The organism is Psychrobacter sp. P2G3, from assembly GCF_001593285.1.
Lineage (GTDB): Bacteria > Pseudomonadota > Gammaproteobacteria > Pseudomonadales > Moraxellaceae > Psychrobacter.
This window is the reverse complement of sequence record NZ_CP012529.1, coordinates 1,278,802-1,293,869: the sequence shown is the minus strand read 5'-3', so window position 1 is coordinate 1,293,869 and position 15,068 is coordinate 1,278,802. Positions and strand designations below refer to the sequence as shown.

General features: G+C 39.3%; 14 protein-coding genes. 6 read left to right on the top strand and 8 right to left on the bottom strand.

All coding sequences use genetic code 11. The annotated features are described in order from the left end of the window. Nucleotides 1–195: 195 nt before the first annotated feature. A complete protein-coding gene (locus tag AK823_RS05425) occupies nucleotides 196–423 on the bottom strand; it encodes a helix-turn-helix transcriptional regulator (protein WP_068327055.1) in 228 nt (75 codons plus the stop codon). 196 nt (nucleotides 424–619) lie between these two features. On the opposite strand from AK823_RS05425, the gene AK823_RS05420 reads away from it, so the two are divergent. Genes AK823_RS05420 through AK823_RS05405 form a run of 4 tightly spaced genes read left to right on the top strand, consistent with a single transcriptional unit; the run spans nucleotide 620 to nucleotide 2,716 of the window. Further along, complete coding sequence (locus AK823_RS05420; protein ID WP_011513303.1) at nucleotides 620–835, top strand: hypothetical protein; 216 nt, start codon at nucleotides 620–622, stop codon at nucleotides 833–835. 18 nt (nucleotides 836–853) lie between these two features. Next, nucleotides 854–2,095: a site-specific integrase gene (locus tag AK823_RS05415; protein ID WP_068327051.1), complete on the top strand. Its 1,242-nt coding sequence runs from the start codon at nucleotides 854–856 to the stop codon at nucleotides 2,093–2,095. After that, entirely contained in the window at nucleotides 2,095–2,388 is a 294-nt protein-coding gene (locus tag AK823_RS05410; RefSeq protein WP_068327048.1) for a hypothetical protein, read from the top strand. The genes AK823_RS05415 and AK823_RS05410 overlap by 1 nt, the downstream gene beginning before the upstream one ends. A 10-nt stretch (nucleotides 2,389–2,398) precedes the next feature. Beyond that, nucleotides 2,399–2,716 (top strand): hypothetical protein, encoded by a 318-nt coding sequence (locus AK823_RS05405; protein WP_068327045.1) that lies wholly within the window; start codon nucleotides 2,399–2,401, stop codon nucleotides 2,714–2,716. 87 nt (nucleotides 2,717–2,803) lie between these two features. Here the strand turns inward: AK823_RS05405 and AK823_RS05400 are convergent, their stop codons facing one another. From AK823_RS05400 to AK823_RS05390, 3 genes are all read right to left on the bottom strand, one after another. Next, on the bottom strand, nucleotides 2,804–3,445 hold the full coding sequence (locus tag AK823_RS05400) for a hypothetical protein (RefSeq protein WP_068327042.1): 642 nt from the start codon (nucleotides 3,443–3,445) through the stop codon (nucleotides 2,804–2,806). Between the two features lie 249 nt (nucleotides 3,446–3,694). Further along, nucleotides 3,695–4,279 (bottom strand): alpha/beta hydrolase, encoded by a 585-nt coding sequence (locus AK823_RS05395; protein ID WP_068327039.1) that lies wholly within the window; start codon nucleotides 4,277–4,279, stop codon nucleotides 3,695–3,697. Between the two features lie 26 nt (nucleotides 4,280–4,305). Continuing rightward, nucleotides 4,306–5,196, bottom strand: a complete 891-nt coding sequence (locus AK823_RS05390) for a hypothetical protein (RefSeq protein ID WP_068327036.1) — start codon at nucleotides 5,194–5,196, stop codon at nucleotides 4,306–4,308. An 899-nt stretch (nucleotides 5,197–6,095) separates the two neighbouring features. Here AK823_RS05390 and AK823_RS14050 point away from each other — a divergent pair. Both AK823_RS14050 and AK823_RS05385 read left to right on the top strand, forming a co-directional pair. Then, the gene (locus tag AK823_RS14050) at nucleotides 6,096–6,314 is read left to right on the top strand and encodes a hypothetical protein (RefSeq protein WP_149031844.1); all 219 of its coding nucleotides are present in this window, start codon (nucleotides 6,096–6,098) and stop codon (nucleotides 6,312–6,314) included. An 85-nt stretch (nucleotides 6,315–6,399) separates the two neighbouring features. Continuing rightward, the gene (locus AK823_RS05385; protein WP_068327033.1) at nucleotides 6,400–7,266 is read left to right on the top strand and encodes a leucine-rich repeat domain-containing protein; all 867 of its coding nucleotides are present in this window, start codon (nucleotides 6,400–6,402) and stop codon (nucleotides 7,264–7,266) included. An 88-nt stretch (nucleotides 7,267–7,354) separates the two neighbouring features. On the opposite strand, the gene AK823_RS05380 is transcribed toward AK823_RS05385, so the two are convergent. The 4 genes from AK823_RS05380 to zorA are packed head-to-tail and all read right to left on the bottom strand — an operon-like array spanning nucleotide 7,355 to nucleotide 14,835. Next, nucleotides 7,355–10,582, bottom strand: a complete 3,228-nt coding sequence (locus AK823_RS05380; protein ID WP_068327030.1) for a DEAD/DEAH box helicase — start codon at nucleotides 10,580–10,582, stop codon at nucleotides 7,355–7,357. A gap of 9 nt (nucleotides 10,583–10,591) precedes the next feature. Next, the gene (locus tag AK823_RS05375; protein WP_068327026.1) at nucleotides 10,592–12,013 is read right to left on the bottom strand and encodes an EH signature domain-containing protein; all 1,422 of its coding nucleotides are present in this window, start codon (nucleotides 12,011–12,013) and stop codon (nucleotides 10,592–10,594) included. Nucleotides 12,014–12,018: 5 nt separating this feature from the next. Next, nucleotides 12,019–12,750 carry a type I Zorya anti-phage system protein ZorB1 gene (gene zorB1 / locus AK823_RS05370; RefSeq protein WP_068327024.1) on the bottom strand — a complete coding sequence of 244 codons (732 nt, stop codon included), beginning with the start codon at nucleotides 12,748–12,750 and terminating at the stop codon, nucleotides 12,019–12,021. 18 nt (nucleotides 12,751–12,768) lie between these two features. Beyond that, nucleotides 12,769–14,835 (bottom strand): anti-phage ZorAB system protein ZorA, encoded by a 2,067-nt coding sequence (gene zorA, locus AK823_RS05365; RefSeq protein WP_068327022.1) that lies wholly within the window; start codon nucleotides 14,833–14,835, stop codon nucleotides 12,769–12,771. Nucleotides 14,836–15,068: the final 233 nt, after the last annotated feature.

The window sequence follows — 15,068 nt, the reverse complement described above, 5'->3', positions numbered from 1 at the left end:
AAATATTTTCTTAACATCGCTTTTCCTTTTTTACTGCTTTTGTATATTGAGCTCATAGCGTGACCAAAACGTGACCAAATCATGAAAAAGTAAGTTTTAAAAATAACCCCAACCTTAATTCTATACTTTGAAGCGTCTTGTATATAAGGCTGTATCTCTACTTCTCTATGCATCTACTTCCATTTTTGTAGGTCTTCAAGACTCGTCACTAGCATTTTTAGTATTTGGCTTATAAATAAATAAGTCACCCACCTGCACATCTAAAAACTCACATAACTGGTCGATAGTATTGAAGTCAATTCTTGATGACTCTTCATTGTATAGCTTATGAAGTGTTGATTTACTCATGCCTGTTGCTCTTACGACATCTGCTACACGCAACTTTTTCTCTGCCAGAATCACAGGAAGTTTAGACACAATCATAATTAATACCTCTTTTCGGGTAAAAATGCTTTACATTGAGGTAAAAGGATAATATAGTACACAAATCGGTTACTAATTACCTTTAAGCGGGTAAATTATAGCTGATACTTCAAAGGTACATTTTTACAGACTGATGAAATAATTTTTATTCTATCACTTAATGCAATGACTTAATAACTGAAAAGAGGTAAATACCATGAGCAATACTTATTTAACAACTGATGAGCTAGCTGAACGCATCAAGTACGACGCACGTACTATCCGCAATCAAATGAAAGACACCGTTTTGATTGAAAACATTCACTACATACGCCCGTTTGGTGGTCGTAAGATTCTGTATGTATGGGAACGTATCGAAGAAGATATGTGCAAGCCGGTTATGAGCGCTATCAACGGTATGGCACTTCAATAAAAAATAAGGAGATTTACTATGGCTACTATGCGAGGACGGTTTGGCAAGCTGGTCGTTGACTTCCGCTACTTAGGTAAGCGCTGTCGAGAAAAGACCAGTTTAGAAGACAACCCAGCTAATCGTAAAAAATTAGCGCAAGTCATGAAAAAAATGGAAGCAGAAATTACCCTAGGTATCTTTGACTATGCTGCTTACTTTCCCAAAAGTGAACGAGCACAGGAGATGGTGGCACTGGCTGATAGAGCCGAAGCTTGTATCAGTCGCAATCCAACTTTTAGGCAGTTTTCAGAGATTTGGTATGAAGAGAAGAAGATTGAATGGCGGCCGAGCTATCGGCAAAAGACGCAGATTATCTTGGATAAGTACTTGTTACCTGAGTTTGGTGGTAAAGCAGTACATGCCATAAAAAAACCAGACTTGCTGACCTTCCGTAGCTCTCTCGCCAAAGTTCGTTACGGTAAAGATGGTCAGTCAAGTCTGTCAGTAGCACGAATCAATCAGATCATGATACTTCTTCGTATGATACTAGAAGAAGCATCAGATCGCCATGAGTTTGAGATGCCTTATAAAAATATTAAGAATCTCAAGCAGGCTCGTCCGGATGTAAACCCTTTTACACTTTCTGAGGTATGGCTGATTTTAAAACATGTCCGTGCGGATTATAAGCCCTACTACACCATTCGCTTCTTTACAGGGATGCGTACCAGTGAGATCGATGGGCTTAAGTGGGACTGCATTAACTTTGATCGGCGTGAAATCAGTATCCGTGCTGCGTTAGTGAACGGTGAGATGGGTCCAACGAAGACGTTAGGCTCACAACGTGACATTGCGATGTCACAGTTAGTCCATAACGCCTTATTAGAGCAGAAGGCACACACCTATGGAAAGTCAGAGTTTGTGTTTTGCAATTCACAAAGCAATCCAATGGAGTATCGTAATGTGAATAGACGGGTATGGAAACCCACCCTTGCCCTACTCGGACTTAAGCACAGGCGTGCTTATCAGACTCGGCACACGGCAGCGACCCTTTGGCTCGCTGCTGGTGAAAACCCTGAGTGGATTGCTCGCCAGATGGGTCACAGCAGTACAGAAATGCTGTTTCGAGTATATAGCCGCTATGTGCCTGATATTACCCGTCAAGATGGTTCAGCAATGGATAACTTGCTACTGGCGAGCAAGGAGAAGCTAACCAGCGCATCAAATAGCTCTGAGACTAAAGAAGTCATTACAAGTGCACAAACTGACAAGGAGACGTCATAATGAAAATTATCAATTATGAGGAGCTGTTTGGTGAGTTTAAACCTGACGGTGCGATTAGTGAGGATGCCAACCTTATCGCTAATTCATTGATGCGCGAGCTGTATATTTCATCTGGTCATAACCTAGCACGCTTCTTGAGAGTGAAGCGCTGCTTTGGTAATGATATGGCAATGCGTGTGTGGGTACAGAAGCGCTTGGATGCGAGTCTTGGTTATCTGGTTGATGATATGTGTCATCAGCTTCAGAGCGAGCTTTATGAGCTACTACCGCACTCTGGTTATGGCGGCTACTAAGGAGAATATGATGAGCGTAAAACTTCAGCCTAATATGATGCAGAACGCATACGATATCAAAATATGCGAGGATTACTGGGCATATGATAACGAAAGTTATTATATTGCTCATGTAGAAACCGTCTGTGAGAAGTATAAGATAAGCCCTCAATTACTGTTTGAGACAATCGGTGAGTGTTTTGCTTATTTAGATGATGTGCGATGCGAGTACTGTGGTTATGTGTGCCCTTTACAGATACCAGCAGACATTCCTTATATGCGCTCAAAAGACAGTTGGTGCTGTGAGGTATGTGAACATGCTGTATGGCGGGAACATAATCATAGATAAGTCGTTCAAAATTCTAAAGCTAGGCAGCTTGGGTTGCCTGGCTTTTCACTTATGTAAAACCCCTTAAGAAGCATTGCCCACATATAGTTATAATTTAACAGGCAACCCATACTCTACTCTACCAATAATCTCATCACGCTGTTTAATAATAAGTTGATAGCTTTTAATCACGCCCTTATAGGGTAGATGACCATGATACTTTTGATAATGCTCCTCGATACACTGTTGCACTATCGCCTCACGCTCTGAATCATTCATTTTGGCAATATTCTCAGGTAAATAGGCATTGGCCTTACTACTAGCTACGCCACGTGACATCCAATTTGCGCCCCCACTCCATACAAAATTAATATCGGCTCGCAAGCTGTATCGAGGTAAAGGGTAAGGATAATGCGCCAAGTCATACTCGATTTTAGCAATATCATCTGCATACGGCTTGTATGCTATATCAAGTACGAACAATAGATCTCTTAAGAATTCATGAGCAGTGAAGTGCGTATCGACAGCCGTATCATTCAGCCCTAATATCTCACTCGACAACACATGACGCAATCGATCACAGGCAGCAATAGCATGTGTTGAAGAATAACCCATGGTTTGGACAATATCTTGCGCTCTTAGCTCCAGCTTACCTATTTGACTGACAGCATATTCTGCTAACGGATGACGCGGTGTGTAACGATGGGTATATTTTGACTGCTCAGAATACTGGGCTTTAATATCAGACATAGTTGACTCCTGGACTCCGACAACAAGTTATGAAAGTAAGCCAAGATAGGCTCATTAAATTAAGCACGAACAACCTTGTCGGAGTCCAGGTTTATGCGCTTTACCAGAGTGGTTTTATATCGTGCTGGAAGTTGCAAGGTTTGTGGTACTACTATTCAAGAATTATGATAGATAGCGCCTACAAAACTGTTAAACCCACGATAGATCTTAATAATAACAGTATGTCAGAAATGATATCAGTAATAGCGATTAATCTTCCCCATGATACGTCGCCTCATCCATCCAAATAATGGGATCTTCACACAGATGGACTAGGTGATACCAAATATCACTGCTACGAGCAATACGATGATGACCACGCTCAAAGTAATCTATCTCCCAACTTTTAGGTAAGTTGACCAGTGTTCGTCTGGCAACAGCCACATCCAAGCACTCATCATCAATCTCAACCATCACTTTGACCATCTTAGGGTTATAAGTCGGGAACGACAGTTTCATATCAGCTAATTCAGGTATGCGATCGGCTAAGAATTCACTGGGATAGATACAAGGCGCGATCAATAGCGCACGCAGATTGTATTTATGGGCGAAGTGATTGGCAAACCATGCACCCAATGAGTGCCCTGCCAAGACCACTCGCGAATACTGTTTTATTTTTTCTTGTATTAATGTGTCGTAAGTATCGAAAACCTCGTTAAAGTTCTCTCGATAATTGACGGTTTGGCAGGTTTTAGGCTCACGTTTAATACAAGTATACTTACTGGTCTCACAGCTCGAATCAAGACCGTGAAAGAATAGTAAAAATGTGTCATTATTTTCAGTGGGAAACATCATGGCTTTCTCCTTTATCATTATTTATTTTACTTATTAACGGTATTTCTATGCCTCAGCCATAGATCATAGATGATCTCGGCGACCTCTTTAGGAACCGCGGTATACCCTGCACCAAACGATGAGTCATAGACCGCTGTCATCAGCGCCAAAACATCACCTACGTTATCGGCATCACCTTTTATGAGGCGATTGGCAATCTGCTCCGCCTCACTGCTGTACTCATCCCATGTATGATTGTAATAACAGCCCACCATGCCAAAATCATAACGATAGATCACATCTGTAATAGCCATCATAAAGCTTGCACGCGCGTCGTCATAATGTTCAACCCATTGCTGGTATAGCTGCTGACGTATGGGTAGTACTGGCGGTAAAATAGGACGATCTTTGGGATCATTTCGTTTATCGGCACTTACAACGTATGAAGGTTTAGCCCCACCTTCCCAAAGCAAGGGATAAGACGACGAAAACAAGCCTTTCTCGCAAACATTCAAACGCCATACACCCCACATCTCTTTGCTAGCACGACTTATGGTATAGACAATGATTTGATTAAGATAATCACTATCATAAATGATATGTTGACGATCTATTTTCACACCTTGCTTAGGCAATACATCAGTATAGGTAAAGGCTTTATCACGCTCACTTGGTTCGACAGCAATCACTACCTCAGAGCAATCTGAATCTCTGTTCATCAGCTCATAGGGAGCAACAAAGCTCAATGTCTCATCGCTGTTGTTCACAAAATAAATATCATCTTCATAGTCATTGATAGATTCGTTATGCAGATAAAACAGTGGGATATTTTGCTTAGTTTGTACGCTATTTTGAATGGATTTAGAGACTTCTGATACATCTGACCAGTTTATATTATTGATACGTTTTTGCTCAAAAGCGTTGGTTATGTTTGTCATAAAACCTTCCTTATTTTTTAGTTTTTTTGATAGTAGTATTTTTAATTTTTGTTTTATTCTCAAGACAAATTTGAGTCAGCCGAATTTGCTCGCAGCTTTTTGAACCACGTTATAAAACAATATATTTAAGTGAAATATTATTTTTTAATGATTGACTAGTCTTATTATTTTGACAAAAAGAAGGGTTTCACCATCATTTTCATTATGGCTATAATTTAGTATTCGTTTGGGTTTATTGATAACAAGAATAATGATTAGCACAAGTTAAAGTTTTTGGTATTTAACAGCACTAGCAGAGTTATAGGGTGAAGCATTGCGCCTCGAGGGTTAACTCCATGTTGCCTTATTTCTTTCAAACTTAATAACTTCTTGATTGGGTAACTATAATGTAAAAATAGAAGAAAAGAAAGAGCTTAATTAGTGCATGCGACAACTGCCGTCGCTAAATTGAAGTAATATGAGGTTTTAATAAATTAGGGTGTGTTGATGTTTGCCCATGGCGCTAACAGTGAGTATTTTTGAGACCATTACGTTTGATCAAACAGCTTTCAAGGTAGTGTATCTGGCAACGCAGCAAGCATCCAAAAAGTGGTTTATGCCATCCATAACTGGACGTCTGCTTTAAATTCTGCGCTATAGGTTATTATCTTCTTGGTCATGATAGGCTCCTCATAAAGCCGTTAGTTTATCAGTTTTAGTTGTGCTGTTTCTTTTGCATAGCTCAATCTCACTTTTGACAAATAATAAGCCGCTTGCTATCATAAAAAAACATCGTGGGTTTACCGCTACTTCCAGCGCGATGAAAAACAAAGACTGGTAAAACGCACAACTCCTTTTCGCTCTGTAAGGTGACTGTGTCGTTTCAATTTGACACAGACAGAGCAACAGGAGATTTCTTTATGACTACTTCTAGTCAGTTACATCCAACCTTTATACTTCTCAATCATTCTCCTCATACTCAGCTACTGAGTCTTATGAGCGCTTTGTGCTATTCCGCTTTTTTAAGCAAACCCATAAAACCGCTTTATAAATCTTTATCAGTCACTGGTATACCAAGCTTTGTTAAAAATATGGCTTACCTTGGTTTTATTACTGTGCCCAACTATTTTGCAGTTTGACGCATAACAATAAAACCAAATAAAAATTTGAATGCACTCACCTCATTTAACCATCATTATTTAACAGGTATTAATAGGTAACCTTATGACAGCATATAGCGATAAAACCAACCAAGATAACATCACCACTCGCAATCAAGATACGCGCGTTGAAGGCTGGATGACAGAGATATGGGACTGGATTGATAACCATAATATAGCAGGCAGCTCTGACAGCACTGTCCCTCGTGAACCTAAAGCGTTGCGCCAGTTAGAGCGACTGGATTTGGGGTATGGAAAATCGACGAGTTATAGCCATATTGATAATAAACCAGTACTACAAAGCGAAAGTGAGTCCACTGAGCCATTGCCAGCTGCTATCGGCAATTTAAAGAATTTAAGATACCTTAGACTCAGAGGTTTTAATGAACTGCCAGAAGAGATTGCCCAACTAGATAGCTTAGAGACACTGGTGTATATGAACTGTGCTTTCATCGAGTTCCCGAAAGTACTGTGTAAACTGAAGAACCTCAAAGCGCTTAAGATTTTTTCAAAAAGCTTAGAGAGGTTTCCTGATGAGCTCGGTAATCTATCATCGCTTACCAGTTTTGATATGAGAGGAACGCAGGTTCAGGAGTTACCAGACGCTATTGGCAATCTAAGCAAGCTTACTAGTATTGAGCTATATGCCAATGAATCGTTGAAAGCTTTGCCTGATAGTATTGGTAATTTAACAAACCTTGAAAAACTAGAGATACGTGCTTCTGATCTCAAAACCCTGCCAAGCTCTATAGGCAATCTACATCAATTAAAAAGTCTTGGGCTCTATCATAATGGCCTACAAAGTTTGCCTGATAGTTTTACCAATATAAAAGCATTGGAGCAGCTCGATGTCACGGAAAACTCTCTCTCGGATGTATCAGAAGCTGTCAGTCGATTTTTGGGTAGTGTGGGTGGTAAGGTGACTTGGTAAAAAGTAATGTGAAGCGCCTCAGTATGGTCATACACTCTCAGAATATTGAGTCTCCAACCATAATGAGGCAGTTAAACAACCACTATAATCAATAAATCGACTGAATCAGTTCTTGAGTGAGCTCTACGTTTGGTTTCAACATATCATCAGCAAGACTACGCTTACTTGATAGTAGCTTATCCAGTTTAATCTCAAACGTCTCAAAATCAGTTGCTGCAATAGATGGATAGTACACATAAACCTCTTTATCTTGCCCAATTCGGTAGGCTCTATCGGTTGCTTGGTCTTCCTTAGCGGGGTTCCAACTTCGTGTATAATGGACCACATGATTAGCTTTTTGGATATTCACACCAAAACCCACTGCCACCGTGGATAAAATAATCACATTGAAACCATCCGTTTCTTGGAACTTATCAATAATGCCCTGTCGAGTTAAGCCTACTCTACTGTTAGTATTTGAATCCCCATTCACTGTAGTAACGCTTAATCCATATCGCTCAAGGAGAAGGCGTTTTAAAAAGACTTGAATATCTCTAAACTCAGTGAAAATAATTACCTTCTCATCTTTTTGTTTTATGGTCTCTAAAGTCTTTATTAACCATTCAGCTTTAGGCGAATCATTGATATTCGCTTGCTGTTGGAACTTTAGGGGATGAGCACAAATCATTCGCATGTCATGTAACGCTTTTAACATAACGCCTTTGTGGCCTTGCTCAGATAAACTTCTATAATCATTTGATACTTGTTTATAGAGTGTGCGTTGCAGCGTTGATATTTCAATATTTTTACAATCATTAACTTCGTGTTTTGCTGGCAACTCAGCGACATCATGCTTCATACGTCTTAATACTTGTGGCTCTATCAATTGACGAAGCTCATCTATTATCGTATTGTCTTCATCGTCTTTCTTTTCAATAGGACGACGATACTCTTTATTAAATTCACTAAGCGAACCCATTAGATTTTCTTGAATGAAATCAAACAAGCACCATAAATCAACAAGTGAGTTTTCTACAGGTGTACCTGTACAAGCGATCTTAAAGTCTGCTTTTTGTGCTTTAGCGGCTTTAGTAACCATTGCAGTAGGCACTTTTATTTTTTGGGCTTCGTCACATATCATGACACTCCAATCTACTCTTCCTAAAGAAAACTCAAGGTCTCGCATGGTTTCATAAGTAGTCAATACGATATCTGCACCATCTAACCAACCTTCTTCAAGCAAATTCGTTATTCCGTAATCATTTCTTAATTGAGAGGATATTAAGTGCTTCGGTATTTTTCGCTGTTTTAAGTTATCTCCATACAAGCTTAGAACCTTGCCAAACTTTGCGCTAAAAAATCTATTGATTTCAGCCTCCCAGTTCTCCAATAAAGAAACTGGCGCTACGACTAATGCGGGCTTTTTATCTTCTGTGGTTTCTAAATACTCACCAATAAAACAAAGTAACTGCAACGTTTTCCCTAATCCCATATCATCCGCTAACAAGCAACCACTTACCTGAATTGGCGCATACTGATATAAGTTTTGTAGCCAAGCGATACCATATTCTTGATGCTTTTTTAGACTAAATTCTTGGCTTCTAAAACTTGAGGGCAATCTGGCCGGAGGGCGATTACTTTCATCAAAAGTCAGAATTTCAGCTCTCTTCTTAGTAAAGTCAGCCTCATCGATATTATTGGCAATTAATAAGGTGGATTTTTTCTTTTTCTCATCAATATCTGGCTGCTCTTGTTCTACATCGTTTTCAGCTGTGCCCTCACCTTTTGACTCACGAAGCTCATCAAGTAAGTTTTTTGCATCTTCTAAGCCAATAGATACATTACTGTCTGGGTGTAGAACAAAATCCTCCCCTTCTGCTTCTGCATGCTGGATACGTTGCTCAAGCAGTTCAGTGCTGGCATCAGTATTTTCGAAAGGGAATTGGGATAAGTTGGCTGATTCATCAATAAAATTCTGTGGTAACCATTCGGATTCACCACTATCTTTTTGAATGGCTTCAGAGCTCAGTTTTTCAGCTTCACCAATACCAATCACTCTATCGCTGTAATTGCTTAAATCTAGCACTGTTTTAGCTTGCAATTCATCATCATACTGTTGAATTTTTTCTAGATCGCTTTTCAGCTCTTCCATCTGGTTATCTAAGTAGTTTGTTCTATCTATACTATAGCCCGCCCATAAGAAAACAGGTGATGATCGCTCATAAGTTGCGATAAAATGTTGAGCTTGCTCTAGATTTGAGAGTTCCAAAAGAATAGGATCTTGTTCTCGACTCGAGTTTTCATGCAATGTTAATTGAGCCAAACTAAAATGTGATAATTCATTATAAGTTTTATCTATTAGTAAACGATAGCTATAGATTTCTGCTTCTTCTTTGGATTGCTCAAAACCCTCTGAAGAGATAACCTCGACGGCATCTTCTCCTAACTGAGCAAAAGGATTATGTAAAAACGTCTGTGCACGCTCGCCAGCTATCCGACGATTTGGCATCTTCTTAATTTCATTAAGCACATTTTTAACTTGCGGATCGATGATAACGTGTGCCAAACCACCTTCTGGTAAGCTGATCGTATATTCGTTTTGAACGTCATTATATTTATCAAAAGTTTGTAGCCAATTTGAGGGTGAATCTTTAAAGTCAGGCTGTACCTCTATCACTGACTCTGTACTAACTAAGTTTTTACGAAGGTTAAGTTGAAGCTGCTCTGGGGCAAGTACGATGGTTTTACGCAGAAACTCATCTAAGTTCGCCTCACTTTTATTCGCTAAACTGCGTATTTGCGCCCAATACTTTTGGTTTAATGATTTATCTTTATCCGTGACACGAGAGAATTCTTTGATTTTCTCTAATAGCTTCCAAGTTGCCTCACTCAACAGATGCTCTTTACTAGCAAGACTAATGATTGCTCCTGTACGCTTGACTGAGCCTTTGAATTTAACCTTGTTGTTATCGCACCAGCCATCTAAAATAATTTGGAAATTCGAATCACTGAGGCCATTTTCACTACGAATGACTGGGTATAAATCATTTGATAACGGCAGGTTGAGCAGATTAATAACGCCATCATGCTCAGAGTCTTGTCGGATCTGAAAAAGCTCTTCCCATGGTAAGATATAGTTATCATCTGACTGATAGGCAACCTCCTCGTCAGCCAAGCTCTCCCAATAGAAATCTGCATCCGTTTTAGCTGCAGATGTATAGCAGTGCTTTAAGCCAATATCATCGTATTGCAGCTGTAAAGGCAGAATACTTTCTACTGCATCTTCTTCAGAAGCATGCTCAACGGATTTTTTTCTTTTCCAGAACGCTAGTTTCATATCAGCTCTTTAATAACGTTTTTTGTATTTTAGACTACTGGATTGGCTTGCAAAGACGCCCAACTCAGCGAGTTTTTCATCAAATTTTGCTTCCCAGTTTCCTGAATGACTCAAACTCATTGCTCGACCAGAATCACTTTTAAATATTGAATGCTGTTTGCTCTTTAATTCATGAACCGTTATGTTTTTCTTACTAAGATTAAAAGGTAAATCACTATATCCATAGCAAGCATTTCCAGTATCTGAAAAATCAACAATATGGACGTTATCAATTTTTAGTAAAAAAGCATTATTACTAGGAGTAGAACCCGTAATATTTTTTAATCTGCCATGATTAAGCTCTCTGAACTTTCTATGCTCAGCATGTCTAGATTGCACGGCTGCTGGGCCTAAAAATATCTGAGAAAACGAGATTTTATCAATAAATTTAATCCAATAATCAAAGCGGTCGACATCAGCTGTTTGGCTGAATAATTTAAAGAAAGCCTCTAAGTCGGCTCGGACAAACCACTGAATCACCATTTTTTTAGTGTCTGAACTGACATTCCGCCAGCCTGCTGATGAGTCGTATTGCGGATTATCCCATTGCGTCAAACAGACGTGCTTTAAAGCTCCGTGTACTACCGCGCGCTTTGAGGTAGCAGCATAGCGTTCAAGTAGAGCTGTTAGAATAGCGGTGGTATAGATAGGATTTCTTTCTAATAGCAGTAAAAAACGTGGAATCACTTTAAAGTAATCCTCTTCTTTCATGGTCTTAACAGACTTGATAGATGAGTTGACCAAACTGTCCCAAAACCAGCTGTTTGGTGCAATGCTCAAACTTTCTAACTGATTACTGACTCTGCTGTCATCGCTATTCTGTAAAAAATCACGAATGAATCGTTTTGAAGGATCTAGTGAGAGTACTTCAGGATGAGCAGTTAACGTGGTAAGCCATTTTTTAGGCTTAAGCGTGGCCTGAAATAATGTAGAGCGATTGTTATTTAAGATATTTCTGAGCTGAATCCAGTTATTGGGTCGTTTGTTTATCTCGTCTTGTTCTACTGCAAAATAACCGTACAACAGCGGGAAATAAATAGGCTTTAGTGACTCAGGCTCCATTTTGCTAAACTGCTCAATAAGCTGGCCACCTATAAAGGTGAAAAGTATTTTATCCTCATAACTTAGCAGTTTCTTACTTAATGACCAAGCTAGGTTCTTCCAATCGCGCTTTGTTAGATAGTCTGTGCCATGCTTTTCTAACTTTAAAATTGAGTTAACCATTTTTTCTTCGATAGGCTGGGCATTCTCCATATCATCAAACTTACGTTCAATAAGGCCTAAGGTCTTAATTAGTTTATTCGGTCTAGCAAATTTGTTATGCAACTGGGCCGGTTCAGAGAACTTATCGATACTTTGATTTAGCCTCTGCTTTAAAATAGCTATACTCATCACATTCACCTTGCCAACTGACAGGTTTCAATAGGGGCTGAAACAAAAATTGGCTGCGCTTCAGCACTGTCTTTTTCTTTTAAGCCATAAAACTGCATCCGTAGTTCTACGCGACGTGAAGCCTCTTTACTGTCTTTTGCCGCATTGAATGAAACACCTCCAGCTAGAAACAGCTGTTTGATTTGGTTTTTTTGCTCATTAGTTAAAGTGAGTTCTTGGTTAAATGTGGGATCCAATAAACTACACATCACCCATTCCGAGCGACGTAAACTTAAATTCAAGTTATATAAGTATGAACCATCAGTATCTGTAAAACCTTCAATCACAATCTGTTTAAACCATTTTTTGCCGTTTTCACTGTTGGCAGCTTCCAAGACAACAGGCACCAAAGCACTTAGAGCCTGTATACCCTCTGAGTTCAATCGGTAATCATTATGCCCAAAGCGACCTGCTTCACCAAAATTTATACGGTTCTCTCTACAGTCTACTGTGATGAGCTGATTCTTTAAAGTAAGGTCGTCTTTAATACTAGTACAGATATCTAAGATCTCTGAACTGCGTTCTTTCTCCGCTTGGGTTGCTTCATTAATTTTCTTAGTGACTACCATTAAAGATACCGCCATCACTACCAAAAAAAGCGTCATTAGCGCTGTCATTAAGTCAGCAAATGAGATCCAGAAAGGCTTTTCACCCTCATCCTTCGAACGAGGTTTTTTAGCGTACCTATTACCAATCATTAGCGATACACTCCAAAATTAGCGTCTGGTTTTTTGCGTAAGATCTTCAAGGTCTTCAACCACATTACCTAAACCCTCTACCCCTGTTGCAAGACGTTTAACGGCTTGGTCAAGTGTATTGTCAAAAGACAATAGCGATTGATTTAGACTACTTTCAACGGAAGTACCAAAACTATCAAAGCTCTTCACTAGAACATCACTAACTTCTGCTAAATACTCTTGCATCTCCATCTTCACTTGGCTTAAAGCTGTAGTCATATTCTGCATATCATTAAGCATTTGACTACTCATCCCAGCTTCAGACTTTGACTGCTGAATGAGAGTTTCTAGTGTTTCAATTGCAAGGTTAACGCTGTTTTGAGAGTTTTTATAATCTCTTATCAACTCAATCAGATTACTGCTTGCACTAGTCATATTGGTCGAAGTCGTATTAACCTGTGCAATAAGTTCTGATGTTTTACCAGTCACTGCGCTTAGCGAGCTACCAGCCGTAGTAAACTGCTCAGCAGCCAAGCGCATTCTTTCTGCACCATTATTCATACCAGTGATACTATCGGTGGTCACTTGAGAGAGTTTTTGGATGTTTTCTTTATGAGTTTGAACGGCTTCTTTGCTATGCGTAATGAGCTCTTTAATTTCACTGCCTAAGCTATCAATCATTACAGACGACTGCTCATGCAATTTCTGTTGGTTATTTGATATTTGGCGATCCTGCTCGATACGTTGCTCTGCGACACTTGATAGCAACTCTGACATTGAAGTACCTAAACCCGATACAAGCTCTGAAACCTTACTGTTTAACTGCTCAACAGCATATAGCCCCTGATCACCAATCTTAGCCGAACCTGCTGATAAATTTTCTACCATTTCGTTCATTTGGGTAGACATCTCATTTTGCTTTTGATGAATATCTTCCATCATTTTTGCCATTTGAGTTTCTAAAGTTTTAGTCGACACTTCACTGTTAGTTTGCATATCTGTAATTAATTGAGAGAAACCAGATTGCATCTCACGCATGGCCGTAACAGACTGAGTCATCATGTCGCTCATACCTGTCATTTGACCACCGAATGTCGTTTCCAACTTACTCATAAATGCGGTTAGGACATCAGTCATAAGTTCTTGCACAGCCGAACCTTGATCACCGCTGACCTGCTGCACGCTCGAGGCAATTTTATCTAAAGGACCTTGCAAGTTATCTGTAATAGACTCGCCAATCTGTGTTGCCATCGACTGGCTTGTTTTAGCATAAGACTCACTCAATTGACTTGCAAAGGCAGCTTGATTTCTTTTATTCTCTTCGACCAAATTAGTCATCATGGTTTTTAAATCATTAACCAGACTATCTTTAAGTTGTCGAGCATTAGCCTCATTTGCTTGAGATGATTTAAGTAGCTTGGCTAGATATTCTTCACCACTATCATCAGGAGTGAAGGCATTATCAATGGCGGTATTCAGTCGTTGTAACTGTGCATAACACTGTCTAAGCCATGATTTCTCACGCCACGTGATAACCATAGCTGCGAGAATAGCTACTGCAGAAGCCATAAAGGCCTCGGCAACCCCGTTTAGCAGCAAATCTAAACTATCTTGAACCTTGTCAGGATTACCCGCAGGGTCAAATGCTAATAATCCAGATAGTAAGCCTATAAAGGTCGCAATAATACCAATACCGGTAATCATACCGGGTAAATGTTTATAAAATTCTACTTTCAGGGGTACGTCAACTACAACTGATTCAGAGAAAAATATCTCGCTAGGCGCAGTTGCACGTGAATGAGCTAGAGTATCTTCACCGTCCACCACTTCATAAACATTATGAAAGGTGTGCTTGTAATTTAACCAAGCTTGTTTCAAAGCAGGGTCATCGGTAAAGCTTGCATCTAATGAATCTTTATCAGTCATAGATTCTTTATCAAGCTTTTCTAAATCGCTAGCCAGCTTTGATAGCCTGATCTTCAGTAATTTAGCAGGTCTAGTGTAATTAAAATAAAAGATTGTACCGATAATCAAAACGAAGGCACACATCGATAGTGGCAAAATAAAGAACTTTTGCGAAAATTGAGCTAAACCTAACAAATCCATCAATACCACCTATCTCATCAAATAAAAGATTGACAGCTCTATTACTAAGCCTATCAAGTCCAAATATAGCTAAATTAGAAGAACCTCAACCCTATGACCAATATTTACGTCAAAAAACATCCATGACTACAGGCCACATTCACTATTACAAACTGTAACTTACAAAAAGTAAATAGTAACATAAACAAATGGCTAGTTAATGATTGACAATTAATATCTAGAAAATAATAGAT